This is a genomic window from Achromobacter sp. FW305-C-30-7, assembly GCF_058783105.1.
Genome location: NZ_JBYSYI010000006.1, coordinates 210,225 through 236,822 on the forward strand (window position 1 = coordinate 210,225; position 26,598 = coordinate 236,822).

Sequence of the window (26,598 nt, forward strand, 5' to 3'; positions counted from 1 at the left end):
CCTCAGAGGGCGTAGTGGGCCAGGCGCGCGGCGCGGCGGCGTTGCAGGAAGCCGATGACGGCGGTGCGCATGCGCGCCAGGAAGCGGTCGCGGCCGGTCGGGTTGTGGACGATGTCGGCGCGGTAGAAGGATGGGCAGAGCACGGCCGCGTGCGCGACCTCGCCGCAATTGCCGCAACCTACGCAGCTGCTTTCGACGTGAGCCACCGGGTCTTCCTTCAAGGGGTCGCCGCTGTCCTTGACCGTCAGCGAGGGGCAGCCCGACAGGCGGATGCAGGCGTGGTCGCCGGTGCAGACGTCCGGGTCCACGCCGAAGCGTTCCTTCACCACGCGCTTGCCTTCCTTGACTGCCTTGTTGAACAGCGGCTTGATGCGGCGCTGCTTGTTCAGCATGCATTCCGACTGCGCGATGATGACCTTGGGGCCCTTGATGTCGGTGGTCAGCGCTTCCTCGATGGTGGCGCGCACCTTGGCCACGTCATAGGTGCGGTCCAGCGTGCGCACCCATTTCACGCCCACGCCGCGCACGGCCTGGTCGATGGGGTTGTTGGTGGAGCGGTCCGGATTTTCGGCGCGCGAGGACAGGATGTCCTGGCCGCCCGTGGCCGAGGCGTAGAAATTGTCGACGATGACGATGACGCCGTCGTACTTGTTGAACACCGCGTTGCCGATGCCCGAGGACAGCCCGTTATGCCAGAAGCCGCCGTCGCCCATGATGGAGATGGGACGCTTGGCGGCGGGCACGTTGAAGGCCGCCGCGCTGGAGGCGCCCAGGCCGTAGCCCATGGTGGTGGCGCCCAGGTTGAACGGCGGCAGGATGGAGAACAGGTGGCAACCGATGTCGCAGGAGATGTGGTGCTGGCCCAGCGTCTCCTGCGCCAGGGTCAGGGCCGAGAAGATCGGCCGTTCCGGACAGCCCGTACAGAAGCCGGCGGGGCGCGGCGGCACCACGGCGGCCAGGCCCTCGACGTGCTTGTGGAAGGTGATGGGCTGTTCGGCCGGGCGGGCGGGCTTGGGCCGTGCCACCTCGGTGATCTGGAGCTGGCTGGCGGCGGCTTCGGCGTCGGCCGCGGCGGCGGGATGCGTCTGCAGCGATTCCGGACGCTGACGCTTGAGGAATTCGCGCAGGCCGTCGCGCATGACCTGGGTGGTGTATTCGCCCGCCATCGGCAGCACGTCCTTGCCGGACAGCTGGGTGTCGATGCCGGCGCGGCGCAGCACGGCGTGCAGGTTCTGTTCGATGTAGTCGGGCTGGCCTTCTTCCAGCAGCAGCACGGCGCGCTTGCCGCGGCAGAAGGCTATGACCTCGTCCTCGATGACGGGGTAGGTCACGTTCATGACATAGAGCGGAATGCGGCTGTTGCCGAAGTTGTCGGCCAGGCCCAGCAGCTGCAATGCGCGGATCACGCCGTTGTAGAGCCCGCCTTGCAAGATCAGTCCGATATCGTCCTGGTCGCCGTCGAAGTGCTCGTTGAGCTTGTGTTCCTTGATGTAGCGGATGGCGGCGGGCCAGCGCTCCTTGATCTTTTCCTGCTCGTGCAGGAAGGAGGCGGGCGGCAGCACGATGCGGCTGGTGTCGCGCGCCGGGCTTTCCAGCGCCTGCGCCAGCGAGAAGGCGGGACGCTTGTTTTCCTTGGCGATGAAGCGGCCGTGCACGTGGCAGCCGCGGATGCGCAACTGCAGCATCACGGGCGTCTTGCTGGCCTCGGACAGCTCGAAGCCGTCTTCCACGGCCTTGACCATGCTTTCGAGGTTGGGGCGCGGGTCCAGCAGCCAGATCTGCGACTTCATGGCGAACGCGTGCGAGCGTTCCTGCATGATGGACGAGCCTTCGCCGTAGTCCTCGCCCACGATCACGAGCGAGCCTCCCGTGACGCCGCCGGAAGCCAGGTTGGCCAGCGCGTCGGACGCGACGTTGGTGCCCACCGTGGATTTCCAGGTGACGGCGCCGCGGATGGGGTACATGACCGACGCGGCCAGGGTGGCCGCCGCCGTGGCTTCGGAGGCGCTGGCTTCGAAGTGCACGCCCAGTTCCTGGAGGATGTCGTTGGCGTCGGCCAGCACGTCCATCAAGTGCGAGATCGGCGAACCCTGGTAGCCGGCCACGTAGCCCACGCCGGATTGCAGCAAGGCCTTGGTGACCGCAAGAATGCCTTCTCCGCGGAACTCTTCGCCCGCGCCGATGCGCAATTGCTGGACTTCTTTTTTGAAAGACCTTTCAGCCATCTGGCACTCCTTCGCGGCCCGGCCTGCGGGTCCTCAATGGTTGCTGCTGCGCAGCATCGTCACGTCAGGAAATTCTCGTCTTAAAAATACTTTAGGAGTCAACGTTTTAGCTGTCAACAAAAAAGATGAAATTTCATGGAAAACAAAAAATATCACGCTAAAACAATGACGTATATACTCGTTGTTCTCTAGTTCGCAGCGCGATTCAGGCGCTGCGATGGTGCAAAAACGGGTTGCGATTCCGGGTATACCCTGTGCTGCGCAACAGCATTGCGGCACATCATGGCGCGTGGTTGCGCCAGCGTGGTGCAATGCGCATTTCGTCGGGCCGGCGCAGGCCCTGGATTCCGGTGCGTGGGAGCAAAGCAACATGCGGTTGGACAAGCAGCGGGACACGGACGCGGCGGCGCACAAGGCCCGCTTCGTCGATGGTTATCTGGCCTATCTGCTGGCGCAGGCCAGCCAGCGCATTTCTGCGGAATTCCATCTGCAGGTGAATGCGGCCGGCCTGTCGGTGACCGAATGGCGGGTACTGGCCAGCCTGCAGGGCAGCCCGGGCGAAACCATAGGCATGCTGGCGGTGCTGGCCATCACCAAGCAGCCGACCTTGAGCAAGGTGGTGCAGCGCATGGAGGCCGAAGGCCTGGTGGCGCGCACCGGCGTGCGCGCCGACCGGCGCCAGACCCGGGTCTGCATCACCGCCAAGGGCAGCAACCTGATCGCCGCGCTGTGCGATCAGGCCTTGCAGCACCAGAAGGCCGTGCTCGCGCCTTTCGGCGAGGAAAAGGCCGCGATGCTGATCGACATGCTCGAGGTACTGATGACGGAGCACGTGCCGCTGGAACTGTCGGTGCCGGACGACGAATAGCTGGGCGGACGCCCTCCGGACATACCCAACGCTGTTTGCTTCGATTATTTTGTTACAAGCTTATGTGTCCCCAATAGGTTTTCCCTCTGTGAAAACCCCCTACGGTACGCATAAACCCTCAATTGACGGAGGTCTTGCGGCTAGGCAATATCGCGCCGGTATTCAGACTACAGTCAGGAGTTGAACCTATGCGCCGCACTTTGATTGCTATCGCGATCGCCGCCGCCGTCGCCTTGCCCACGATCGGGCAGGCCAAGACCTTCCGCTGGGCCGCCCAGGGCGACATCCTCACCTTCGATCCGCACTCGCAGAACGAAGGCATGACGATCGCCGCCAACAGCTATGTCTACGAACCGCTGGTGGACTACGACAAGTCCTTCAAGATCAACCCGCGTCTGGCCACGGAATGGGAGCAGGTGTCGCCCACGCTGTACCGCTTCAAGCTGCGCCCCGGCGTGAAGTTCCATGACGGCGCCGCCTTTACCGCCGACGACGTGGTGTTCTCGATCCACCGCGCCATGGCGCCCACCTCGAACTACAAGGCCTACACCACCGGCATCAAGGAAGCGCGCAAGGTCGACGACCTGACGGTCGAGATCGAAACCTCGGCGCCCAATCCCGTGCTGCTGCGCCAGCTGACCAACGTGTTCATCATGAACAAGGCCTGGTCGGAAAAGAACAACGCCGCCAAGCCGCAGGACTTCGTCAACAAGGAAGAGACCTACGCCGCGCGCAACACCAACGGCACCGGCCCCTACAAGCTGAAGTCGCGCGAAGTGGACGTGCGCACGGTGTTCGAGGAAAACAAGGACTGGTGGAACAAGGCTGGCAAGGTCGGCAACGTGACCGAGGTCGTGTTCACGCCGATCAAGCAGAATGCCACGCGCACCGCGGCGCTGCTGTCGGGCGAAATCGACTTCGTGCTGGATCCGGCGGCCCAGGACCTGGAGCGCCTGCGCCAGTCGGCCAAGGTCGTGGAAGGCAACGAGTACCGTACCATCTATCTGGGCCTGGACCAGAAGCGTCCGGAACTCCAGTACTCCAACATCAAGGGCAAGAACCCGTTCCAGGACATCCGCGTGCGCGAGGCGCTGTACCGCGCCATCGACGTGGACGCGATCAAGCGCGCCGTGATGCGCGGCCTGTCCGCACCCACCGGCACGATGATCGCGCCGCAGGTGCACGGCTGGGCCCAGTCGCTGCAGGCCCGCGTGCCCTACGACCCGGAAAAGTCGCGCGCCCTGCTGAAGGAAGCCGGCTATGACGGCACGCTGAACTTCACGCTGGATTGCCCGAACAACCGCTACATCAACGACGAAGCCATCTGCCAGGCGGTCGTCGGCATGTGGGCCAAGGTGGGCGTCAAGGCCACCATGAACGCCATGCCGCGCTCCACCTATTTCCCCAAGGTGCAGTCGTTCGACACCAGCGCCTTCCTGTTCGGCTGGGGCGTTCCCACGTTCGACGCCATGTACACGCTGCAGAACCTGATCCGCACCAAGGGCGAGGGCGCGGACGGCATGTACAACCTGGGCAACTACAGCAACAAGGAACTGGACGTCATCATCGACCGGATCAAGACCGAAACCGATCCGGCCAAGCGCGACGCCGACATCATCACCGTGCTGCAAGGGCACGCCAAGGACTTCGGCCACATCCCGCTGCACGACCAGGTCATTCCCTGGGCCATGCGCAAGAACGTCACGGTCGTCCACCGTGCCGACAATCGCCTCGTTGCCGATTGGGTCAAGGTTGACTGATCCAGGCTAATCAAACGGCGCAGCCCGCCGGCCTGTTCATGCTGAACAGGCCGGCGGGCTTTCGCTGTTACGCCTTTTCCGCCTATGTTTGCTTTCATACTGCGTCGCCTGTTGCAGGCCGTAGCGGTGATGCTCACCGTCGCGCTACTGGCCTTTGTGCTTTTTCAATACGTCGGCGACCCTGTCACCATCATGCTGGGACAGGACGCCACCGATGCCGAGCGCATCGAACTGCGTGAGCGCCTGGGGCTGAACGAGCCCGCCATCGTCCAATTCGGCCATTTCGTGGCCAACGCCCTGCAGGGCAATTTCGGCATCTCCCTGCGCCAGAGCGAACCCGTTTCCACCCTGCTGAAATCCCGCCTGCCAGCCACGCTGGAGCTGTCCATGGTGGCTGCCTTGCTGGCGCTGCTGGTGGGCGTGCCGCTGGGCGTGTACACCGCGCTCAAGCGCAACAGCCTGGTGTCGCAGCTGTTGCTGGCCGGCTCCTTGCTGGGGGTGTCGCTGCCCACCTTCCTGATCGGCATCCTGTTGATCCTGGTGTTCTCCGTGCAACTGGGCTGGCTGCCCAGCTACGGGCGGGGCGACACCGTCAGCGTGGGCTGGTGGTCATCGGGACTATTCACCGCCACGGGCTGGAAGCACCTGATCCTGCCGTCCATCACCTTGTCGCTGTTCCAGATGACCCTGGTGCTGCGGCTGGTGCGTTCGGAAATGCTGGAGGTGCTGCGTTCGGACTACATCAAGTTCGCTCGTGCCCGCGGCCTGAAGCGCCGCGCCATCCACTTCGGCCATGCGCTGAAGAACACGATGGTGCCGGTCATCACCATCACCGGCCTGCAGCTGGGCGGCATCATCGCCTTCGCCATCGTCACGGAAACCGTGTTCCAGTGGCCGGGCATGGGGTTGCTGTTCATCCAGGCGGTGCAATTCGCCGACGTGCCGGTCATGGCGGCCTACCTGTGCCTGATCGCGCTGGTATTCGTGGTGATCAACCTGATCGTTGATCTTTTGTATTTTGTCGTGGACCCGCGCCTGCGTTCCGGGCTGACCCGCGGCGGGGGGGCTCACTGATGCGCGCCGTACTCAAACGCTGCTGGGACAGCGACATCGCCTGGGCCTGGCGCCGGGCGCCCGTGGCCATCATCGCCACCGTGATGCTGGCGCTGCTGCTGATCGGCTCCTTCGGGGCCGGCTGGGTGGCGCCGCACAACCCGTTCGACCTGACCAAGGTGGAACTGCTGGACGCGCTGCTGCCGCCGGCCTGGGAGGCCAACGGCCTGCCGACCTATCTGCTGGGCACCGACAGCCAAGGCCGCGACCTGTACTCGGCCATCCTGTACGGCACCCGCGTGTCGCTCTTGATCGGCTTGGCGTCGGTGCTGCTGTCCATGCTGATCGGCATCGTGCTGGGGCTGATCTCGGGTTACGCGGGCGGGCGCATCGACGCCTTCATCATGCGTATCGCCGATGTGCAGCTGTCGTTTCCTGCGATCCTGATCGCGCTGCTGATCGACGGCGTGGCGCGGGCGGCTGTGCCGCGCGAGCTGCACGAGCTGATCGCGTTCCCGGTGCTGATCGGCGCGATCGCGTTGGCGGGCTGGCCGCAGTACGCGCGCACGGTGCGCGGCTCTACCCTGGTGGAGAAGAACCGCGAGTACGTGCAGGCGGCGCGCGTGATCGGCGTGGCCTCGCCCGTCATCATGTTCCGCCACGTGCTGCCCAATGTGCTGGGACCGGTGCTGGTGCTGGCCACGGTGCATCTGGCCACGGCCATCATCACCGAAGCCACGCTGTCGTTCCTGGGCGTGGGGGTGCCGCCGACGGCGCCGTCGCTAGGCACGCTGATCCGCATCGGCAACGACTTCCTGTTTTCAGGGGAATGGTGGATCACCATCTTCCCGGGCGCGGCGTTGGTGCTGCTGGTGCTGTCGGTCAACCTGCTGGGCGACTGGCTGCGCGATGCGCTCAACCCGCGTCTGAATTGAGGTTTACATGAGCGCACTTCTAGAAGTCCGCAATCTGCGCGTGGAATTTCCCACGCGCCGCGGCACGCTACGCGCCCTGGACGACGTGTCGTTTTCCATCCAGGCTGGCGAAGTCCTGGGCGTCGTGGGCGAGTCCGGCGCCGGCAAATCCTTGACCGGCGCATCCATCATCGGTCTGCTGGAGCCTCCCGGGCGCATCGCCGCGGGCGAGATCCTGCTGGCGGGCCGCCGTATCGACAACCTGCCCGACGAACAGATGCGCCGCGTGCGCGGCCGCGAAATCGGCGCGGTGTTCCAGGACCCGCTGACCTCGCTGAACCCGCTGTACACGGTAGGCCGGCAATTGGCGGAAACCATCGTGACCCACCTGGACCTGAACTGGTCCCAGGCGCGCAACCGCGCGGTGGAATTGCTGGCATCGACCGGCATCCCGGCCGCGCGCGAGCGCATCGACCACTACCCGCACCAGTTTTCCGGCGGCATGCGGCAGCGCGTGGTGATCGCGCTGGCGCTTGCGGCCGAACCCAAGCTGGTGGTGGCGGACGAACCCACGACCGCGCTGGACGTGTCGATCCAGGCGCAGATCATCGAGCTGCTCAAGCGCCTGTGCCGCGAAAACGGCACGGCGGTGATGCTGATCACGCACGACATGGGTGTGATTGCCGAAACCGCCGACCGCGTGGCGGTGATGTACGCGGGCCGCGTGGCCGAGATCGGCCCGGTGGCGGACGTGATTCACAAGCCGCGCCATCCCTACACGACAGGACTGATGGGATCGATCCCGTCGCTGGAAGGGCATGCTGAAAGACTGGTGCAGATCGACGGCAGCATGCCGCGCCTGAACGCCATTCCGCCGGGCTGCGCCTTCAATCCGCGCTGCGGCCAGCGTCTGCCGCGTTGCGTCGTGGAACGTCCGGAGCTGATGGCGGCCGGCACCTCGCGCGCGGCCTGTTGGCTGCACGACAACAACGATAAGGTGGCCGCATGACGACGCCCTTGGTAGAAGTAAAGGACGCCGCGCGCTGGTTCGATGTGTCGCCGCCGTGGCTGGAGCGCAAGCTCGCGGGCAAGCCGCGCGTGATGCTGCGCGCCGTGGACGGGGTCTCGTTCGAGATCGCGCGCGGCGAAACGCTGGCGCTGGTGGGCGAATCGGGCTGCGGCAAGTCGACCGTGGCGCGCATGCTGGTGGGCCTGTACGGCCTGACTCGCGGCGACATCCGTTTTGACGGACAGCCCTTGTCGCGCATGTCGGAGCCGGGCGGCCGCGCCCTGCGCAAGCGCCTGCAAATGATTTTCCAGGATCCCTATGCCAGCCTGAATCCGCGCTGGCGCGTGGGCCGCATCATCGCCGAGCCCATGCTGACCCACACCGCCATGACGGCCGAGGAGCGCAGCGCGCGCGTGGGCGAACTGCTCAAGCAGGTAGGCCTGGATCCGGCCGACCAGGGCCGCTATCCGCACCAGTTTTCAGGCGGCCAGCGCCAGCGCATTTCGATTGCGCGGGCGCTGGCGGTGAATCCCGAGTTCCTGGTGTGCGACGAGCCGACCTCGGCGCTGGACGTGTCGGTGCAGGCGCAGGTGCTGAACCTGATGAAGGACCTGCAGCGCAACCTGGGGCTGACCTATCTGTTCATTTCCCACAACCTGGCGGTGGTACACCACGTGGCCGACCGGGTAGGGGTGATGTACCTGGGCCGCATGGTGGAAGTGGCGCCGCGCGACGAGTTGTTCGCGCGGCCGCGCCATCCGTACACGCGCATGCTGCTGGAAGCCATTCCCGACATCAACGGCGCGGGCAAGCCGCGCACCGCGGTGGCGGGCGAAGTGCCCAATCCCTTGAACCCGCCTTCGGGCTGCACCTTCCATCCGCGCTGCCCGCATGCGAATGAGCGCTGCAAGGCCGAGGCGCCAGCGGCGATGGCGGCGGGCGTGTCGGTGGTGGCCTGCCACGCCGTGCAGGAAGGACGGATCTCCGTCTGATCCGTGGACGGCGCGGTTGCCTGGCGCCAGGCCAGCCGCAACGCGCCGTCCGGCGCCGCTTCAGTGGCGGTGGTTGTGGTCGTGAGGGTGATCGTGATCGTGGCCGTCCGCCTCGTCCTCATCGTCCTCGTCTTCCTCGTCCTCGTCATCCTCCGCGTCCGGATCCTCCGGCACGGGCTCTTCCGTCAGGGCGAACGGCAGCACATCTTCCAGATTGTCGGACCAGGCGGACTCTTCGCCGTCGTGGTCCAGCTTGATGAAGCGCTCGCCTTCGTTCAGCGATATCTCGACGGCCCAGAGGTAGAGGCAATCGTAAGTGTCGTCGTCGGACTGGGGCAGGCCGCCGCGATTGCCCAGCAGGCGGGCGCCCGGGCCGCCCAGTTGGACGTGGGTCTGGTCTTCGTCGGGCTTGGCGTTTTCATCCATGGGCACGCCAAAGGTCACCCATTCGGTGCCGTCATCGCCCAGTACCACTTCGGCCAGCACGGGCTTGCCCAGATAGGCGCTCAAGGCGTCGGCGGTCTTGGCCAGCATGTCCAGTTCGGCGGTACTGAAATGGGTCAAGGAGGCGGGGGGAGTGGCGGAGGCAGACATGAAGAGGGTTCCTGGGCGCGATGAAGCCGCGACGGCACGGCAAGATACGGGCCCGCTACAGGCCCTGGCTACAGCCGTATTGTCTCGCGATCGGCCGCGCCTTGCATCAGGCGCTTGGATGACGCGGTTTCCCGGGGTCATGGCGCCGGCGCGCCGCCCTGGCTGCGCCTGCGCGCGTTGTCGGGCGATTCACCCGTAAGCCGCTGGAACATGGCGATGAAGGCCGAGGGCGTGCTGTAGCCCAGCTCGCGCGCGACGGCCTGTACCGGCCGGCCCGCGTCCAGCATGCCCAGGGCGCTGACCACGCGCAGCCGCAGGCGCCATTCATTGAACGACATGCCCAGGTGCTGCTGGCAGTGGCGCAGCAGCGTACGTTCAGTGATGTTCGCGGTGGCGGCCCAGTGCGCGGCGCCGCGCTTGTCGCCCGGGCTGTGCTGCAGCGCCGACAGGATGGGCGCGAGCAGCGGATCGGAGGTGGCGGGCAGGTAGCTGGCGTAGGCCCGCGCCTGGCGGGCCTGGTCGATGACGATCTGCGCCATGCGCCGGTCTTCCGGCGTATCCGGATAGCTGATGCCGCGCCGCTCGAAGTCGCCCAGGATGGCGCGCATGACCGGGCTGATCTCCAGCGTGCACGGTTCCTTCGGCAGGCCGGCACAGGCCGCGGCGGGGATGTCGATACAGGCGTAGTGCACCTCGCCCTCGTTCTGGCAGCAATGCTCGACATGCGGCGGTATCCAGATGGCGTACTGCGGCGGCGACAGATAGGTGATGTCGCCGATGCCGATTTCCATGATGCCGGAGATGGCGAGGTTCAGTTCCGCCCAGGGCGAGCTGTGGCGCTTCATGCGCGAGTTCGGCGTGAAATGCAGGATGCGGCAGGCCAGCGGATAGGGCAGGTGGCTGGCCAGGGCGGGCGCGGAATCGGCGGCTGACATGTCGGAACTTCGTCTGATTTTGTCTGTTTTTCATTATATACATCGAGTCGGACAGAACCTACACTGCTCTCCTCTTCTCCTTGCCTGTGCATTGCCCTTATGACGCGCGTCTCCACCCCGCATATTCCTGCCCGTTATCTGCTGTACCCGCTGCTGGCAGCCCTGATCTGGTCGGTCAACATGATCGTCACCAAGATGGCGGCCAGCGCCATCGCGCCGGCCGCCATCGGCTTCTACCGCTGGGCCCTGGCCGGCGTGGCGCTGACGCCCTTCGTGCTGCCGGGCGTCTGGGCGCAGCGCCGCCAGATTCTGGCGAACTTGCCCAAGCTGGCGGTGCTGGGCGGGTTGGGCATGGCGCTGTACCAGGGCCTGGCCTATGTGGCGGCGGCCAGCACCACGGCCACCAATATGGGCATCATCACCGCGATGATTCCGCTGATGACCATTGCGGTGGTGGCGCTGCTGCTGCGCGAACTGCCCTCGGTCATGGCCATGCTGGGCGGCCTGCTGTCGCTGGCGGGCCTGGCCCTGCTGATCGGCGAGGGCGATCCCGCGCGCCTGCTGGAAGTGGGCGCCAACCGTGGCGACCTGCTGATGGGCATAGGCGCGCTGGCCTACGCGCTGTACGGGGTGCTGCTGCGCCGCTGGGCCTTGCCGGTGGGGCCGTGGCAGTCGCTGTATGTGCAGGTGGCGTTCGGCGTGCTGTTCCAGCTGCCGGCCTTCCTGATGGCGCCGCCTTCGCCGCTCAATGGCGACAACCTGCCGCTGGTGCTGTATGCGGCGGTGTTTCCGTCGCTGTTCGCGCCCTTCCTGTGGATGCAGGGCGTGAAGCACCTGGGACCCAACCGCGCCAGCATCTTCCTGAATGTCATGCCGGTGGCCACGGTGGCGATCGCGGCCGTGTTCCTGGACGAAAAGCCGCATCTGTTCCACATCGTTGGCGGGGCGATGGCGCTGGCCGGGGTGATGCTGGCGCAGACGGGTACAGGGGCCAGGGCGGCGCGCCCCAAGGCCGCTTGAAGGCCGGGACAGGCGACGCAGGCCGGGTATCCGGCCACGGACACACGCGGGTCAGGGTTCCGGCCTACAATCAACGGTTCATCAGCTATATCACTCCTACGAGCCCATGGCCCAATACGTCTACACCATGAACCGCGTCGGCAAGATCGTGCCGCCCAAGCGGCAGATCCTGCGCGATATCTCGCTTTCGTTTTTTCCTGGCGCCAAGATCGGCGTGCTGGGCCTGAACGGCTCGGGCAAGTCGACGCTGCTGAAGATCATGGCCGGCGTCGATAAGGAAATCGAGGGCGAAGCCATCCCCATGCCGGGCCTGAATATCGGCTACCTGCCGCAGGAACCGCAGCTCAACCCCGAGCACACGGTGCGCCAGTCGGTGGAAGAGGGCCTGGGCGCCGTCGTCACCGCCAAGAAGCGCCTGGACGAGGTCTATGCCGCCTACGCCGAGCCGGACGCCGATTTCGACGCGCTGGCCGCTGAGCAGGCCGAGCTCGAAGCCATCATCGCCGCCGCAGCCTCCAGCGGCGCGGACGATATCGAACACCAGATGGAAATCGCGGCCGACGCGCTGCGCCTGCCGCCCTGGGACGCCATCGTCGGCAAGCTGTCCGGCGGCGAAAAGCGCCGCGTGGCGCTGTGCCGCCTGCTGCTGTCCAAGCCCGACATGCTGCTGCTGGACGAACCCACCAACCACCTGGACGCCGAAAGCGTGGAATGGCTGGAGCAGTTCCTGCACAAGTTCCCGGGGACCGTGGTGGGCGTGACCCACGACCGCTACTTCCTGGACAACGCGGCCGAATGGATCCTGGAACTGGACCGCGGCTACGGTATTCCCTGGAAGGGCAACTACAGCTCGTGGCTGGAGCAGAAGGAAGACCGCCTGAAGCAGGAAGAGTCGTCCGAATCCGCCCGCCAGAAGACCATCAAGAAGGAACTGGAGTGGGTGCGCCAGAACCCGAAGGGCCGCCAGGCCAAGGCCAAGGCGCGCCTGGCCCGCTTCGAGGAACTGTCGTCCTACGAATACCAGAAGCGCAACGAAACCCAGGAAATCTTCATTCCGGTGGGCGAGCGCCTGGGCAACGAGGTCATCGAATTCAATAACGTCAGCAAGGCCTACGGCGACCGCCTGCTGATCGACAACCTCAGCTTCAAGGTGCCGCCTGGCGCCATCGTCGGCATCATCGGTGCCAACGGCGCCGGTAAGTCGACGCTGTTCCGCATGATCGCGGGCCGCGAGCAGCCCGATTCGGGCGAGGTCAACATCGGCCAGACCGTCAAGCTGGCCTACGTCGACCAGTCGCGCGATGCGCTGGAAGACAAGAAGACCGTGTTCGACGCGGTGGCCGACGGCGCCGACCTGCTCACCGTGGGCAAGTTCGAAATGTCGTCGCGCGCCTATCTGGGCCGCTTCAACTTCAAGGGCGGCGACCAGAACAAGGTCGTGGGCCAGTTGTCCGGCGGTGAACGCGGCCGCCTGCACATGGCCAAGACGCTGATCGCCGGCGGCAACGTGCTGCTGCTGGACGAACCGTCCAACGACCTCGACGTCGAAACGCTGCGCGCGCTGGAAGACGCGCTGCTGGAGTTCCCCGGCAGCGTCATGGTCATCAGCCACGATCGCTGGTTCCTGGACCGCATCGCCACGCACATCCTGGCCTTCGAAGGCGACTCGCAAGTCGTGTTCTTCGACGGCAACTACCAGGAATACGAGGCCGACAAGAAGCGCCGCCTGGGCGAAGAGGGCGCCAAGCCCAAGCGCCTGCGCTACAAGGCCCTGAAGTAATCAGCGCCTGACAAGAATCCCGGCTCCGCCGGGATTTTTTTTGCCGGCGTTATGCTAGAGACTTCTTCCAGGAGTTCCGCGCCATGCTGCTGTCCGCTACCGATTCCACCCTGCTGATCGTCGACATGCAGGGCCGCCTGATGCCCGTCATCCACGAAGGCGAAGCCGTGCTCCAAGCCGCGCACAAACTTGCGCAGGCCGCACGCCTGCTGGATGTGCCGGTGGTCGCCACCGAGCATCACGCCAAGATGCTGGGCGCGACCGTGGAGCCGCTGCGCGAGCAGATCCAGACCACTTTCCAGAAGATGCACTTCTCGTCGGCGCTGGAGCCGGGCTTCGAGGCCTGGCTGCCGGCCGCGCGCAAGACCATCCTGGTGGCGGGCTGCGAGGCGCATATCTGCGTGCTGCAGACCGTGATCGGTTTGATCGACCTGGGCTATCACGCGGTGCTGGTGTCGGATGCGGCCGGCTCGCGCAAGCCCGCCGATCATCACGCGGCGCTGCGCCGCGCGCGTGCGCATGGCGCTGAAATCGTCACGTCCGAGATGGCGATATTCGAGTGGATGCGTACTTGCGAACACCCGCGCTTTCGCGAGGTGTTACGTCTGGTCAAATAGCGGCAGCGTGCTGCAACAATGTCCCTGGGGCGCGCAAAGATTAACTCGCCCTTTGACACAATTCATGGGCAAACTTCACAGCCAGGGCAAGAATATTTTGCGATCCTGAAGGTTCCAGACCCTTATGGGCGCCGCGCGCTCGCATTCAGTTTCATTCGCGGCGCCCGGGTACGAGAATAGGAACCACAAATATGAAAATCGCATCCCTCTCCAAAATCTGTGTTGCGTTGGCAATGACCGCCGCGATGGCTGGCTGCTCTTCCTGGGACGGCATGAGCCATCGCCAGAAGAGCACAGTCGGCGGCGCCGCCCTGGGCGGCGTGGCAGGCGCCGTGATCACCAACGGCGGCATCCTCGGAACGGTGGGCGGAGCGGCGATCGGCGGCGTCATCGGCGACCAGGTCGGCAAACGTTAAGGCTTGCGCTGCTCCAGAAACCAAATGCCCGGCATCGCCGGGCATTTTTTTGACCATGGTGCACGCCAGTGATGGCGCACAGCCGCATCAGGTCTCGTTCTGCGGCATTTCGATCTTTACCTCCAGGACCTCCAGCGTGTCCTGGCGTTCCAGGTGCACCTTGATGTCCTCGGGGTTGATCTTCACGTACTTCGAAATGACGGCGATAAGCTCCTGCTGCAGCTGCGGCAGGTAATCGGGCGAGTCGCCACGGCCCCGCTCGTGGGCCAGGATGATCTGCAACCGTTCCTTGGCGACGGATGCGGAGGTCTTCTTTTGACCAAGCAGAAACGACAGGAAGGACATTGCTTACTTGCCTCCGAACAGGCGTTTCAGGAAACCGGGCTTTTCGTAGTCGGTAAAGCGCAGGGCCTTGTCTTCGCCAAGGTAGCGGGCCACGACGTCTTTGTACGCTTCGGAGACGTCGGTGTCTCGCAGGTGGATGGCCGGCAGGCCTTGGTTCGATGCCTGCAGCACCGCTTCCGATTCGGGGATCACGCCGATCAGCTTGATGCGCAGGATGTCCTCGATGTCGCCCAGCGACAGCATTTCGCCGTCGACCACGCGCTTGGGGCTGTAGCGCGTGAGCAGCAGGTATTCCTTGACCGGCTCGTCGCCTTCCACGGCGCGCTTGGACTTGGCGGCCAGAATGCCCAGGATGCGGTCGGAGTCGCGCACCGACGAGACTTCCGGGTTGGTCACGACCAGTGCGTCGTCGGCGAAGTAGGCGGCCATCAGCGCGCCCGTTTCGATGCCGGCGGGCGAGTCGCAGACGATGTAGTCAAAGCCCATGCCCTTGAGGTCGTTGATGACCTTTTCCACGCCTTCCTGCGTCAGCGCGTCTTTGTCGCGCGTTTGCGAGGCGGGCAGGATGAACAGGTTTTCGAGCTGCTTGTCCTTGATGAGAGCCTGGTTGAGCGTGGCTTCGCCCTGGATCACATTGACGAAGTCGTACACGACGCGCCGTTCGCAGCCCATGATCAGGTCGAGGTTGCGCAAGCCGACATCGAAGTCGATGACAGCGGTCTTGTGGCCCCGCATCGCGAGTCCTGCAGAAAAACTGGCGCTGGTCGTGGTTTTGCCCACGCCGCCTTTGCCGGAAGTCACCACAACAATGCGTGTCATGACGATCAAACCCTTATGTTCGAATAAATCGCGTTATCGTAAAGCAAAAAGCCCTTGTAAGGCTTCTTACAGGATGTGTGGAAATTTGCGCGGGTATCCGCGCATCCGACCGGCCGCTGTTGGCGGTTGCCAGCTGGATATCAAGCCTTGAGGGCTTCGATGCGCAGCGTCTCGCCGTCCAGGCGGACCAGCGCGGGCTGGTTATGCAGCGTGCGGTCCAGCTTGTCCTCGACCACGCGGTACACGCCGGCCACGGCCAGCAGTTCAGCGTCCAGGTGGGTCGTGAAGATGCGCGCCGAGGTGTCGCCGCGGGCGCCGGCCATGGCTTTGCCGCGCAACGGGCCGTAGACATGGATGTTGCCGTCGGCAATGACTTCCGCGCCCTGGCTCACCATGCCGATCACCACCAGGTCCGTGTGGCGCGCGTAGACGCGCTGGCCGGAGCGCAGCGGCTTGGTGATGACCAGCGCCGACGACGAGTGCGGCGCGGCGGGCGTGGGGCTGGACGCCGAAGTGGTGTTGCTGGCCGCGCGCGCGGGCAGTGGTTCGCCTGCGCGATTGCCGGCAGGCGCTTCCGGCTCGGCGGCGGCTTCGGTGGAGACTTCAGTGGGCGCGGGCGCGGTTTCGATCGCGGCGGCAGGCACCGAGGGCACCGGGGTGGAGACGTCGTTGGGCGGCGCGGTGTCGATCACGGGCGCGGGCCGGGCCGCGGGCGTGGACAGTTCCACCGGGGTCAGGCCCGCGGCGCGCGCGGCTTCCAGGTTGGCGCCTTCGGCGACCACGCCGATCGGAGGCAGGTTGTGGCCGCGCAATGCCGCCACCAGGGCGGTCCAATCGATTTTTTCCTCGACGCGGCTGGCGTCCACGACCACGGGTTCGTTTTCGAAGAAGCTGCCGGCATCGGCCATGCGCTTGGCCAGGGCGGCGTTCAGGCGTTCAGGGTCGGCGCTGTGCAGGACCACCCGGATGGCGTAAAGGGTGGCGCTTTTGAAGTCCAGGGCTAGGGATTCAGTGTTCATCTTGATTGTGGCTGGCGGTCTTGGGGCCGGGAAACGGCGCGCTCGACCGGCTGCGGGGTTCGGGGGATGATAACCCGCCCAGGGGCGGCATGCGCGGGCGGCGGATCCAAAGAAAAAGGCGCCTTTCGGCGCCTTTTCCCGGCAATGCGGACGCCAGGCGCATCAGCCTTGCGCCCAGGAATCGCGCAGGGTCACGATGCGGTTGAGCACCGGCGCTGCGGCGGTGGATTCCTTCAGGTCGGCGGTGAAGTAGCCCAGCCGCTCGAACTGCCAGGTGGCGCCCGGCGTGGCGACAGTGCCCGGTTCCAGCCAGGCCGTGACGGTCAGCTTGGAGTTCGGGTTCAGGCAGGCCAGGAAGTCCTTGTCGCCGCCGTCGGGGCGGGCGTCGGCGAACAGGCGGTCGTACAGGTGGATCTGGGCGGGCACCGCGTGGGCCGCGCTGACCCAGGTGATGTTGCCCTTGACCTTGACGCTGTCGGCGCCCGGCGTGCCGCTCTTGGTTTCCGGCAGGTATTCGGCCTGGACCTCGATGACTTCGCCGGCTTCGTTCTTGGTGAAGCCGGTGCAGCGCACCACGTAGCCGTACTTCAGGCGCACGGTGTTGCCCGGGAACAGGCGGAAGTACTTCTTGGGCGCTTCTTCGCGGAAGTCGTCGCGCTCGATCCAGAGTTCGCGCGACAGCGGGAATTCACGCACGCCGGCCTCGGGATCGTGCGGGTTGCGCGGCGCGGTGCAGATCTCGGTCTGGCCTTCCGGGTAGTTGGTGATGACCAGCTTGATCGGATCCAGCACGGCCACCGAGCGCGGCGCGATCGGGTCCAGATCGTCGCGCACGGCCTGCTCGAGCAGGCTGTAGTCGATGCGGGAATCCGACTTGGACACGGCGGTGCGGTCGCAGAACAGGCGGATCGAAGCAGGCGTGTAGCCGCGCCGACGCAGGCCGAAGAGGGTCGGCATGCGGGGGTCGTCCCAGCCGTCCACGTGGCCTTCGCGCACCAGTTGCAGCAGCTTGCGCTTGCTGGTGACGACGTAGCTCACGTTCAGGCGCGCGAATTCGTACTGGTGCGGCAGCGGCTGCGCCAGCTTGCCGAGTTCGGCCAGGCGCGCCAGGATCCAGTCGTAGAACGGGCGCTGGTCTTCGAATTCCAGCGTGCAGACGCTGTGTGTGATGCCTTCGAGCGCGTCCTCGACCGGGTGCGCCCAGCTGTACATCGGGTAGATGCACCACTGGTCGCCGGTGCGGTGATGGTGGGCGTGGCGCACGCGGTACATGACCGGGTCGCGCAGGTTGATGTTGGGCGAAGCCATGTTGATCTTCGCGCGCAGCACCAGGCTGCCGTCCGGATGCTTGCCGTCGCGCATTTCGCGCAGCAGCGTCAGCGACTCGGCGGCCGGGCGGTTGCGCCAGGGCGAGTCGGTGCCGGGTTCGGTCAGCGTGCCGCGGTTGGCGCGGATCTCTTCGGGGCTTTGCTCGTCGACGTAGGCGTGGCCGGCTTCGACCAGCGCCTCGGCGAACTCGTACATGTAGCCGAAGTAGTCGCTGGCGAAGTACAGGTTGTCATTGCCGTCGGCCTTCCAGTCGAAGCCCAGCCAGTGCACGGCCTCGATGATGGCGTCGACGTATTCCTGGTCTTCCTTTTCAGGATTGGTGTCGTCGAAGCGCAGGTGGCAGACGCCGCCGAAGTCGCGCGCCAGCCCGAAGTTCACGCAGATGCTCTTGGCGTGGCCCAGGTGCAGGTAGCCGTTGGGCTCCGGCGGAAAGCGCGTGCGGATGCGGGCCGGATCCAGTCCGCCCTGCTCTTGCAAGGCCGCCGGGCCAGGCTTGCCCGCCCAACGCTTGCCTGCGAAGCGCTGGGCTTCGAGGTCGTCTTGAACGATGTTGAGCAGGAAATTTGATGCGGCAGGGGTCGGCGTCGTGGCGGAGGTCATTCTTGAAAGAATAGGAAAAAGCAGCGACAAAGAGTCAATTTTGCCACGTTCCGCAGGAGAGGCCTTTTCGCGGCCGGTGCAACCGGTTTCAAACTGTCCCCACAGTGATGTAACTGGCTCTACACTACGGGCCATCATGGACATATCCACGTTATCCCTGGCCCGCGCGCAGTTCGTGGCCAGCCTGAGCTTCCTGGCGTTCTTCCTGGCCTTCTCCCTGGCGCTCGCCTGGGTGTTGCTGTTCTTCAAGATCAGGGCGCGCTGGTCCGGCCATGGCGGTTGGACGGCCGCATATCGCTTCTGGGTGCGGATCTTCGCGCTGGCCTTCGTGCTGACGCTGGCGGCCAGCGTGCCGGTGCTGATCCAGTTGGGCAGCTTGTGGGCGGGCCTGATGGACAAGATAGGCAATGTGGCCGGTCCCTTGCTGGGCTACGGCATTCTCTCGGTTTTCATCCTCAAGTCCTGTTTCCTGGGCGTCATGCTGTTCGGCCAGCGTCGCGTGTCGGACGGCGCCCATACGCTGGCCGTGCTGATGGTGGCGGTGGGCCAGCTGGTGGCGGTGTTCTGGGTGCTGGCGCTGCAATCCTGGATGCAGACGCCGGACGGCGCGCTGCTGGTCGACGGCCGCTATCAGGTCTACGACTGGATGGCGGTAGTGCTGAATCCGTCCGTGGGCTGGCGCATGGCGGTGGTGGTGGTGGGCGCGGCCCTGGCCGCCTCGTTCCTGATGATGGGCGTGACCGCGCTGCAGGCCTTGCGGCGTCCGTTGGGCGACGGCGAGCGCAATACGTTCAAGACCGCCCTGGTGGTCGCCGTGGTGGCGGCCTTCATGCAGCTGCCGGTCGCGACCGGCGCCGGCCAGATGACCGCCAAGCTCCAGCCGGCCAAGGCGGCGGCTGCCGCTGGCTACTGGGAAAGCGGCGCGGAGCCTCAGCTGGTGCTGTTTGCCTGGCCCGACGCGCGCGCCCATGAGAACGTGGCCGACCTGACCTTGCGCAACATGGGCGGGATGTGGCTGCACCGCAACCAGGACGGCACCTACCGCGGCCTGGACAAGTATTCGGGCATGCTGCCGCCGGTGGCGCTGACCTTCTGGTCGCTGCGCGTGGCGGCCGGACTGGGCCTGTTGATGCTGGTCGTGGCCTGCGTGACCTTCCTGTGGACGTTCCGGCGCGGACTGGATCCGTCCACGCTGCCGCAGTGGTGGCAGCGGGTCCTGTGCGGCATGATGTTTTCCGGCGCCATCGCCGTCGTGGCCGGATGGTGGGTATCCATCCTGGGGCTGCAGCCGTTCGCGGTGAACGGCACCATCACGCAATCCGAGGTGCTGGGCATCGTGGCCTCCAGCACCGTGCTGTATGGCTTGATCGGCTATGGCGTGCTGTACCTGCTGCTGCTCGCGGCCTTTGTCGGCATGCTGTTCCACGCGGCGCGCTACGGCGTCGTGCCTGTGCGCAAACTGGGCGGAGGGTCGCCATGATCGCCATGCTGGCCGCCTCCCAGGGCCTGAACCCCGATGATCCTTCGTTCTGGATGCCGCTGGCCTTCATGGCCCTGCTGTTCGTGGTGATCGCCGCGGGCATGGTGCTGGACGGCTTCGACCTGGGCGTGGGTATTCTGCTGCAGCTGGCGCCGGAGCACGAGCGCGGCCGCATGATGAGCCTGCTCAGCCCATGGCGCGACGCCAACGAATTCTGGCTGCTGCTGGGCATGGGCCTGTTCGCGGCGGCGTTCCCGTTCGCCTGGGGCGCGGTGCTGGGCAAGCTCTACGGGCCGCTCACCTGCATGGTGCTGGGCGTGGTGCTGCGCAGCGTTTCGTTCGAATTCCGCATCCGCGCGCGCAACGACATGAAGCCGCGCTGGATCTTCGGCTTCTGGGCGGGGTCGCTGATCGCCGCCTTCGGCCAGGGCATGCTGCTGGGCCGCATTGCGACCGGCTATCAGTCCGATGCCGGCTATGGCTGGTTCTCCATGTTCGTGGGCCTGTGCGCGGTGGCGGCCTATGTGCTGCTGGGCGCGTCCTGGCTGGTCATGCGGGTGGACGGCGACTTACAGCGCCGCGCCGCCAACTGGGCCCGCCACGCCATCCGCTGGACGGCGGTGGGCATGGTGGCGATCGCGGTCACGCTGGGTCTGGCCAACGCGGGCATCTTCTACAAGTGGAGCAACATCGCCCACCTGAGCCTGGCGGCCACGGTCTGGGTGCTGATGCTGGCGGGCTTCGTGGCGGCCGAAATGGTGCTGGCGCGGCTGCCCGGCAAGGCCGACCGCTTCAGCTGGCTGCCGTTCGTGCTGTGCGTGGCCCTGTTCCTGCTGATGCTCAGCGGCCTGGCCTACAGCCTGTTCCCCTACCTGATCCTGGACGACATGACACTGTGGGACGGGGCGGGCGCGCTGGGCTCGATGCGTCTGGTGCTGGCCGGCGCGGTGGTGGGCGTGCCGGTGGTGCTGGTGTTCAACATCCTGGCCTACCGTTCGGTGTTCGGCAAGGAGCGTGCGCCGGTGCCGCTGCTGCCGCCGCCGGGCTGATCCGGCCGGGATGCCCGGCCGGGGCCGGCTTCACAAGACCGGCTTGGCCACGCGCTGCAGGATTTCTTCGCCGTAGGCTTCCAGCTTGCGGGCGCCCACGCCGCTGATGTGGCTCAGGTCGTCCATTGATTCGGGCTGGGCCAGCGCGATCTCGCGCAGCGTGGCGTCGTGGAAGATGACGTAGGCCGGCACGCCATGGCTCTTGGCCACTTCGCCGCGCCAGGCGCGCAGGGCCTCGAATACGGGTTGCAGTTCGGCCGGCAGGTCGATGGCCGCCGCCTTGGGGCGGCCGCTGCCGGTCTTGCCCGAACGCGGTTTCTTTTCGGATTCCCGGCGCAGCATCAACTGCCGTTCGCCCTTGAGCACGGCGCGGCTGCCTTCGGTCAGGGCCAGGGTGCCGTAGCCTTCGTGGTCCACCGTCAGCAGGCCTTGCGCCAGCAATTGGCGCAGCACGCCGCGCCAGGCGGTGTCGCTCAGGTCCGCGCCCACGCCGAACACGCTCAGCGTTTCGTGGCCGTGCTGCTTGGTGCGGTCGGTGATCTTGCCGCGCAGGATGTCGATGATGTGCCCCGCGCCATAGCGCTGGCCGCGTTCCTTCCACAGGCGGTAGACGGCGGACAGCACCTTTTGCGCCGCGACCGTGCCGTCCCAGGCCTGGGGCGGTTCCAGGCAGACGTCGCAATTGCCGCAGGCCGTGATCTGCTGGCCGAAGTAGGCCAGCAGGCGCACGCGCCGGCATTCCACCGTTTCGCACAGCCCCAGCATGGCGTCCAGCTGCTGGCCCAGGCGCCTGCGGTAGGACTCGTCGCCGGGCGATTCGTCGATCATGCGGCGCTGCTGCACCACGTCTTGCAAGCCATAGGCCAGCCAGGCCGTGGCCGGCAGGCCGTCGCGGCCGGCGCGGCCGGTTTCCTGGTAATAGCCTTCCACGGATTTGGGCAGGTCGATGTGCGCCACGAAGCGCACGTCGGGCTTGTCGATGCCCATGCCGAAGGCAATGGTGGCCACCATGACCACGGCGTCCTCGCGCAGGAAGCGCGACTGGTTGGCGGCGCGCACCTGCGCGCTGAGGCCGGCGTGATAGGGCATCGCGTCGATGCCCTGGTTGCACAGGAACTCCGCGGTTTCTTCCACGCGGGCCCGCGACAGGCAGTACACCACGCCGGATTCGCCTTCATGGTCGGTCTGGATCATGTCCAGCAGCTGCTTGCGCACCTCGTTCTTTTCGATGATGCGGTAGCGGATGTTGGGGCGGTCGAAGCTGGAAACGAAGTGGCGCGCGTCGTCCAGCGACAGGCGCTGGGCGATCTCGCTGCGCGTGTCGGCGGTGGCGGTCGCGGTGAGCGCGATGCGCGGCACGTCGGGCCAGCGCTCGTGCAGCATCGACAGGCCCAGGTATTCGGGACGGAAGTCGTGGCCCCATTGGGACACGCAGTGGGCCTCGTCGATGGCGAACAGCGCGATGCGGCCGCGTTCCAGCAATTGCAGGCAGCGGTCGGTCAGCAGGCGCTCGGGCGCCACGTACAGCAGGTCCAGCTCGCCGGCCAGGAAGGCCTGCTCGACGTCGCGGGCAACCCGCCACTCCTGGGTGGAATTCAGGAAGGCCGCGCGCACGCCCAGTTCGGTCAGGGCGTCGACCTGGTCCTGCATCAGCGCGATCAGCGGCGACACGACAATGCCGGTGCCTTCGCGGACCAGCGAGGGAATCTGGTAACAGAGCGACTTGCCGCCGCCGGTAGGCATGAGGACCAGCGCGTCGCCGCCGTCGATCACCTGTTCGACAATGGCTTGCTGGTCGCCGCGGAAGGATTCGTAACCGAAAACGCGCTGCAACACGCCGAGGGCGCGCGCGTCAGACATGGGGGTAGGCCGGGAGCATCATGGCAGGGATTTTAAGCCGCAATTCCGGCGGCCCCTTTCCAGGGGGAGATTTCCGTCCCTGCCGTGGCCTGCCTACCAGCTCAGCCAGGTGCCGCGCATGAAGGTATCCACCGGCATGCTCAGGTTGGCGCGCCATTCGTAGTTGCCGGAAATGATGTCGCGGTCCGCGCCCACCGCCAGCTTGACCTTGGGCGCCACGAACATGCTGTGCGACAGGCCCACGCGCTGTTCGGCCAGCTCGGAGCCTTCGCGCAGCCCCGAATAGGTGCCGCTGAGCACGCCCCAGCCGGTGATGGGGACGCCGGCCGACAGCGTGTTGCGGGTGTGCGCGGCCGAGGCTCCGCCGCCCGCGTAGCTGGACAGGTCGCCATAGCCCGCGCCGACCTGTTCGTTGGAATAGCCCAGGTTGACGGCGTCGGCCACGGCCACGTTGTAGTCGAAGCGGTAGCGCCAGGCGCTGGCCGCGTCGAACGAGCTTTGCGTGGCCCCGGCGCGGAAGGTGCCGTACTCGCCGGCGGCATAGGTGGTGCCCATGCCGCGCGTCGTGAGCGAGGGCGCGCTCTGCACCTGGCCCTCCACGGTCAGCGCAGGCGTGAGCCCGTAGCGCACGCTGCCGCTGCCTACCGTGTCGCCGTAGTCCACCGCGCCGGAATTGGCTGCCGGGTCCATGCGGTTGAGCCGGCCCAGCGATGAGGAATAGCCGAAGCTGCCTTCCGGCGCCGTGGCGCCGGACCCGGCCCAGTTCGATATCTGCAACCCGCCCACCGGCGCGCTGCTGCCCCAGGCGGGCGCTCTGGCGTCGATGTTGCCGACGGCAACGGACGGACCCGAGGTGTTGCGGTAGACCCAGTTGCGGCTGCCGCCGTAGCGCAGGCCGTCCTGGCTGCTGGCGGAGGCGAACCACGGGCGGGAGGCGCGCGACACGCCGGAAATCATGACCACGGGCACGCGCGGCAGATCTCCGTCCTGGAGGACGAAGGAGTAGTCCGGTGCGGGTTCTTCGGGCGTGGCGAGCACGCCGCAGTCCAGGGGGACCGGGGCGGGCTGGGCGTCGCCGGATAGCCCCAGTCCGGTGCCGGGGATCAAGTCCGCGTCGGCCGCTCCGTGCACGCTGGTGTCCAGCGCCGGTTCCATGGTCTGCATGTCGCAAGGGGACGGGTCGAGCGGCACCGCGCGCGACTCCAGGGACGCCGCGGGGCGCACGGGGATGGGTTGAACCGTGGATAGCACCCCGATGCCGCGCGCCGAGGGCGGGGCCGGCATATACGGGGACGCAGCCAGCGGATCGCCCAGGGCCGGGGCGATCGGGCAGGCCATGGCGGCCGCGAGCGCGGCGCGCGACAGCCGGTTTCGCCAGATGAATGCAGGGGCGATCATAGATACAGTGTAGAGAGGGGGCCCTGCCTTGCCTGTAAACGATTTTTAGCAAAGCGGACAGAAGGCGGGCCGGATTCCATTTTAGGGCCAGTCCGGACCGGCGCGGCGACGCGGCGGGAAAGCGCTGGCAAACGCAGCCAACATCGTGCAACAGGTATATTTCAGTTGATTTCCCGCCTCTTGCGGCGGGGCCCGCCGGGCCGCACTATGGCATCCATGGACAATCCCCACACCAAGCTGCTGGTCGTCGACGACGATCCTGCCTTACGGCAATTGCTGGCCGATTACTTGAACCGGCACGGCTACGACACCCTGCTGGCGCCGGACGCCACCGACCTGTCGTCCCGCATCACCCGCTACGCGCCCGACCTGCTGGTGCTGGACCGCATGCTGCCCGGCGGCGATGGCGCGGACGCCTGCCGCCGCCTGCGCGAGCAGGGCGAGGACATCCCCGTCATCCTGCTGACCGCCCGCGACGAGGCGGTGGACCGCATCATCGGCCTGGAGGCCGGCGCCGACGATTACGTCGGCAAGCCCTTCGACCCGCGCGAACTGCTGGCCCGCATCGAGGCCGTGCTGCGCCGCAAGCGCGGCCCGTCGGCGCTGACCAAGGACGCGCCGGTCTCGTTCGGCCCCTTCGTATTCGATCCTTCCACCCGACAGTTGTCGCGCGAGGGCACGGTGGTCAAGCTGACCGGCGGCGAGATCAATCTGCTGGAAGCGCTGGTGCGCAACGCCGGCAAGCCGCTGTCGCGCGAACGCCTGCTGGCGCTGGCGCGCGATGACGACGCCGGCGAACGCAATGACCGCGCCATCGACATCGCCATCCTGCGGCTGCGCCGGGTCATCGAAGAAGATCCCAAGCAGCCGCGCTGGATCCAGACCGTCTGGGGCATCGGTTACCGGTTCTCGCCCTGATGCGCTTTGCTCCTGGTTTCCTGGTGCCGCGGTCGCTGCGGGCAAGGCTGATCCTGCTGATTCTGGGTTCGGTCCTGCTGACGCAGGCGGCCACGCTGGTGACGGTGTCGTACTTCCGGCACAAGTTCATGGAAGACGTGGCCATCGGCTACATCGTCACCACCATCCGCACCTTGCGCGCCGCCGTGTCGCAGGTGCCGGCGGAGGAACGCGCCGACTTCGTGCGCACGGCCTCGCAGAACCAGTGGCGGCTATGGTCGCGGGTGCTGCCCGCCGAGGCCAAGCTGCAGCGCTTCAATGGCCGCCGTCCCCCGCCGAAGACCGCTCCGAAGCCACCGCCGCCGCGGCCGCCCGCGGACATGCAGATACACGGCCCGCCGGCGCCGCCGCCCCCGGAAGTGCGCGACGAGGAGCATGGCGATGAACGCGCCAGCGCGCGGGAAGGCGAGCGCGCGCGCGATCGCGAGGAGCACAGCCGCCGCTACCAGCCCGAGCCGGACGACATCCGCCGCGACCTGCGGGTGCTGGTGCAACAGCTCAATGAACGCCTGAACGACGGCACGCGCGTGGCGCTGTCGCGCGGGCCCACGCCGGAAATCTTCATTTCACTGGCGCCCAATCCCGCCAGCGAGGATGCGCCGCGCCTGCGCGAATGGCTGGTCATTCCACTGGACCGCCTGGACCCGCCGGTCGCCACGCCCTTCATCGCCGCCTGGCTGGGCGGCCTGGGGCTGCTGCTGTTGCTGGCGGTGGGTTTCTCCTGGCATATCACGCGTCCGATCACCCGCCTGGCCGACGCGGCCGACCGGCTGGCGGCGGGGCAGCCGCAGCGGGTCGAGCCCTCGGGTCCGCATGAAACGCGGGTGCTGGGCGTACGCTTCAACGCCATGCTGGATGCGCTGGCCGAATCCGATTCGGTGCGCCGCACCCTGTTGTCGGGCCTGCCGCACGACTTGAAGGGACCGCTGTCGCGGATGTGGCTGCGCATCGAACTGGCCGACGACTCCAAGCTGAAAGAGGGGCTGCGCGCAGACTTGCAGGACATGCAGCACATGGTCGACCAGTTCATCGGCTTCGTGCGCGGCACGGATCCGGCCGCCTACCGCTACGCCTCCATGATCCTGTCCGACTGGCTGACCGAGCGCGTCGGCGCCTGGCAGGGCGCCGGCACCGACATCAGCCTGCGGGCCGGCGACGACGTCGCGGCCCTGGTGGTGCAGGCGGACGCGGTGGCGCTGGGCCGCCTGCTGGACAACCTGATCGGCAATGCGCTGAACCATGGCGCGCCGCCGGTCGAGGTCAGCCTGCGGCACGAGGGCCGCCACGCGGTGCTGGACGTGGCCGACCATGGTTCCGGCATCGTGCCGGAGCGGCGCCAGGAAGCATTGCGGCCGTTCAGCCGCCTGGACGATGCGCGCACGCGCACCGGCAGCGTGGGCCTGGGCCTGGCGCTGGCCGAGGCCATCGCGCGCGCCCACGGCGGGTCGTTGGAGCTGTTGCAAGCGGAATCCGGCGGGCTGTGCGTGCGGGTCAGGCTGCCGCTGTCGGAAACGCCTTAGGACCGTCCGGGCAAGGGCGGCCACCCCCCCGGGGCGGGC

23 protein-coding genes are annotated in these 26,598 nt (G+C 66.5%); 14 read left to right on the forward strand and 9 right to left on the reverse strand.

The window, feature by feature from the left end; translation table 11 throughout:
- Nucleotides 1-2: 2 nt before the first annotated feature.
- Nucleotides 3-2,225, reverse strand: coding sequence for a thiamine pyrophosphate-dependent enzyme (locus AC3WOB_RS20795; protein WP_492276055.1), 2,223 nt, complete (start codon nucleotides 2,223-2,225; stop codon nucleotides 3-5).
- A gap of 370 nt (nucleotides 2,226-2,595) precedes the next feature.
- On the opposite strand from AC3WOB_RS20795, the gene AC3WOB_RS20800 reads away from it, so the two are divergent.
- The 6 genes from AC3WOB_RS20800 to AC3WOB_RS20825 all read left to right on the forward strand — a co-directional run bounded on the left by AC3WOB_RS20800 (nucleotide 2,596) and on the right by AC3WOB_RS20825 (nucleotide 8,821).
- Complete coding sequence (locus AC3WOB_RS20800) at nucleotides 2,596-3,093, forward strand: MarR family winged helix-turn-helix transcriptional regulator (protein ID WP_492276056.1); 498 nt, start codon at nucleotides 2,596-2,598, stop codon at nucleotides 3,091-3,093.
- Between the two features lie 188 nt (nucleotides 3,094-3,281).
- Nucleotides 3,282-4,853 (forward strand): ABC transporter substrate-binding protein, encoded by a 1,572-nt coding sequence (locus AC3WOB_RS20805; protein ID WP_013391700.1) that lies wholly within the window; start codon nucleotides 3,282-3,284, stop codon nucleotides 4,851-4,853.
- Nucleotides 4,854-4,937: 84 nt separating this feature from the next.
- Nucleotides 4,938-5,927, forward strand: coding sequence for an ABC transporter permease (locus tag AC3WOB_RS20810; protein ID WP_013391701.1), 990 nt, complete (start codon nucleotides 4,938-4,940; stop codon nucleotides 5,925-5,927).
- Nucleotides 5,927-6,841: an ABC transporter permease gene (locus AC3WOB_RS20815; protein ID WP_013391702.1), complete on the forward strand. Its 915-nt coding sequence runs from the start codon at nucleotides 5,927-5,929 to the stop codon at nucleotides 6,839-6,841. Before AC3WOB_RS20810 ends, AC3WOB_RS20815 begins: the two co-directional genes overlap by 1 nt.
- Nucleotides 6,842-6,848: 7 nt before the next feature.
- On the forward strand, nucleotides 6,849-7,829 hold the full coding sequence (locus tag AC3WOB_RS20820; RefSeq protein WP_492276057.1) for an ABC transporter ATP-binding protein: 981 nt from the start codon (nucleotides 6,849-6,851) through the stop codon (nucleotides 7,827-7,829).
- A complete protein-coding gene (locus tag AC3WOB_RS20825; protein WP_492276058.1) occupies nucleotides 7,826-8,821 on the forward strand; it encodes an ABC transporter ATP-binding protein in 996 nt (331 codons plus the stop codon). The genes AC3WOB_RS20820 and AC3WOB_RS20825 overlap by 4 nt, the downstream gene beginning before the upstream one ends.
- Before the next feature lie 60 nt (nucleotides 8,822-8,881).
- On the opposite strand, the gene AC3WOB_RS20830 is transcribed toward AC3WOB_RS20825, so the two are convergent.
- Nucleotides 8,882-9,415 carry a hypothetical protein gene (locus AC3WOB_RS20830; protein WP_492276059.1) on the reverse strand — a complete coding sequence of 178 codons (534 nt, stop codon included), beginning with the start codon at nucleotides 9,413-9,415 and terminating at the stop codon, nucleotides 8,882-8,884.
- 137 nt (nucleotides 9,416-9,552) lie between these two features.
- The gene (locus AC3WOB_RS20835; protein ID WP_013391706.1) at nucleotides 9,553-10,350 is read right to left on the reverse strand and encodes an AraC family transcriptional regulator; all 798 of its coding nucleotides are present in this window, start codon (nucleotides 10,348-10,350) and stop codon (nucleotides 9,553-9,555) included.
- A 99-nt stretch (nucleotides 10,351-10,449) separates the two neighbouring features.
- Between AC3WOB_RS20835 and AC3WOB_RS20840 the strand changes: the two genes are divergently transcribed.
- The 4 genes from AC3WOB_RS20840 (at nucleotide 10,450) to AC3WOB_RS20855 (ending at nucleotide 14,183) form a co-directional block, all read left to right on the forward strand.
- Nucleotides 10,450-11,370 (forward strand): DMT family transporter, encoded by a 921-nt coding sequence (locus tag AC3WOB_RS20840; RefSeq protein WP_492276060.1) that lies wholly within the window; start codon nucleotides 10,450-10,452, stop codon nucleotides 11,368-11,370.
- A gap of 106 nt (nucleotides 11,371-11,476) precedes the next feature.
- A complete protein-coding gene (gene ettA / locus AC3WOB_RS20845; protein ID WP_013391708.1) occupies nucleotides 11,477-13,150 on the forward strand; it encodes an energy-dependent translational throttle protein EttA in 1,674 nt (557 codons plus the stop codon).
- Nucleotides 13,151-13,233: 83 nt separating this feature from the next.
- A complete protein-coding gene (locus AC3WOB_RS20850; RefSeq protein ID WP_492276061.1) occupies nucleotides 13,234-13,767 on the forward strand; it encodes an isochorismatase family protein in 534 nt (177 codons plus the stop codon).
- A 191-nt stretch (nucleotides 13,768-13,958) separates the two neighbouring features.
- A complete protein-coding gene (locus tag AC3WOB_RS20855) occupies nucleotides 13,959-14,183 on the forward strand; it encodes a YMGG-like glycine zipper-containing protein (RefSeq protein WP_332014222.1) in 225 nt (74 codons plus the stop codon).
- 87 nt (nucleotides 14,184-14,270) lie between these two features.
- On the opposite strand, the gene minE is transcribed toward AC3WOB_RS20855, so the two are convergent.
- From minE to AC3WOB_RS20875, 4 genes are all read right to left on the reverse strand, one after another.
- Entirely contained in the window at nucleotides 14,271-14,528 is a 258-nt protein-coding gene (minE, locus tag AC3WOB_RS20860; RefSeq protein ID WP_006217654.1) for a cell division topological specificity factor MinE, read from the reverse strand.
- A gap of 3 nt (nucleotides 14,529-14,531) precedes the next feature.
- A complete protein-coding gene (minD, locus tag AC3WOB_RS20865) occupies nucleotides 14,532-15,347 on the reverse strand; it encodes a septum site-determining protein MinD (protein ID WP_041652327.1) in 816 nt (271 codons plus the stop codon).
- A gap of 140 nt (nucleotides 15,348-15,487) precedes the next feature.
- Nucleotides 15,488-16,366, reverse strand: a complete 879-nt coding sequence (gene minC, locus AC3WOB_RS20870) for a septum site-determining protein MinC (RefSeq protein WP_492276062.1) — start codon at nucleotides 16,364-16,366, stop codon at nucleotides 15,488-15,490.
- A 162-nt stretch (nucleotides 16,367-16,528) separates the two neighbouring features.
- On the reverse strand, nucleotides 16,529-18,295 hold the full coding sequence (locus AC3WOB_RS20875; protein ID WP_492276063.1) for a glutamine--tRNA ligase/YqeY domain fusion protein: 1,767 nt from the start codon (nucleotides 18,293-18,295) through the stop codon (nucleotides 16,529-16,531).
- Between the two features lie 136 nt (nucleotides 18,296-18,431).
- Between AC3WOB_RS20875 and AC3WOB_RS20880 the strand changes: the two genes are divergently transcribed.
- Nucleotides 18,432-19,775, forward strand: coding sequence for a cytochrome ubiquinol oxidase subunit I (locus tag AC3WOB_RS20880; RefSeq protein ID WP_492276064.1), 1,344 nt, complete (start codon nucleotides 18,432-18,434; stop codon nucleotides 19,773-19,775).
- A complete protein-coding gene (locus tag AC3WOB_RS20885; RefSeq protein ID WP_492276065.1) occupies nucleotides 19,772-20,824 on the forward strand; it encodes a cytochrome d ubiquinol oxidase subunit II in 1,053 nt (350 codons plus the stop codon). Before AC3WOB_RS20880 ends, AC3WOB_RS20885 begins: the two co-directional genes overlap by 4 nt.
- Nucleotides 20,825-20,854: 30 nt before the next feature.
- Here AC3WOB_RS20885 and recQ read toward each other — a convergent pair whose 3' ends face one another.
- Nucleotides 20,855-22,684 (reverse strand): DNA helicase RecQ, encoded by a 1,830-nt coding sequence (gene recQ / locus AC3WOB_RS20890; protein WP_013391716.1) that lies wholly within the window; start codon nucleotides 22,682-22,684, stop codon nucleotides 20,855-20,857.
- A gap of 93 nt (nucleotides 22,685-22,777) precedes the next feature.
- Complete coding sequence (locus AC3WOB_RS20895; RefSeq protein ID WP_492276066.1) at nucleotides 22,778-24,082, reverse strand: fimbrial protein; 1,305 nt, start codon at nucleotides 24,080-24,082, stop codon at nucleotides 22,778-22,780.
- A 216-nt stretch (nucleotides 24,083-24,298) separates the two neighbouring features.
- Here AC3WOB_RS20895 and AC3WOB_RS20900 point away from each other — a divergent pair, with 216 nt between their 5' ends.
- Both AC3WOB_RS20900 and AC3WOB_RS20905 read left to right on the forward strand, forming a co-directional pair.
- Entirely contained in the window at nucleotides 24,299-25,000 is a 702-nt protein-coding gene (locus AC3WOB_RS20900; RefSeq protein WP_041652336.1) for a response regulator, read from the forward strand.
- A complete protein-coding gene (locus AC3WOB_RS20905; protein WP_013391719.1) occupies nucleotides 25,000-26,559 on the forward strand; it encodes a sensor histidine kinase in 1,560 nt (519 codons plus the stop codon). Before AC3WOB_RS20900 ends, AC3WOB_RS20905 begins: the two co-directional genes overlap by 1 nt.
- Nucleotides 26,560-26,598 lie beyond the last annotated feature (39 nt).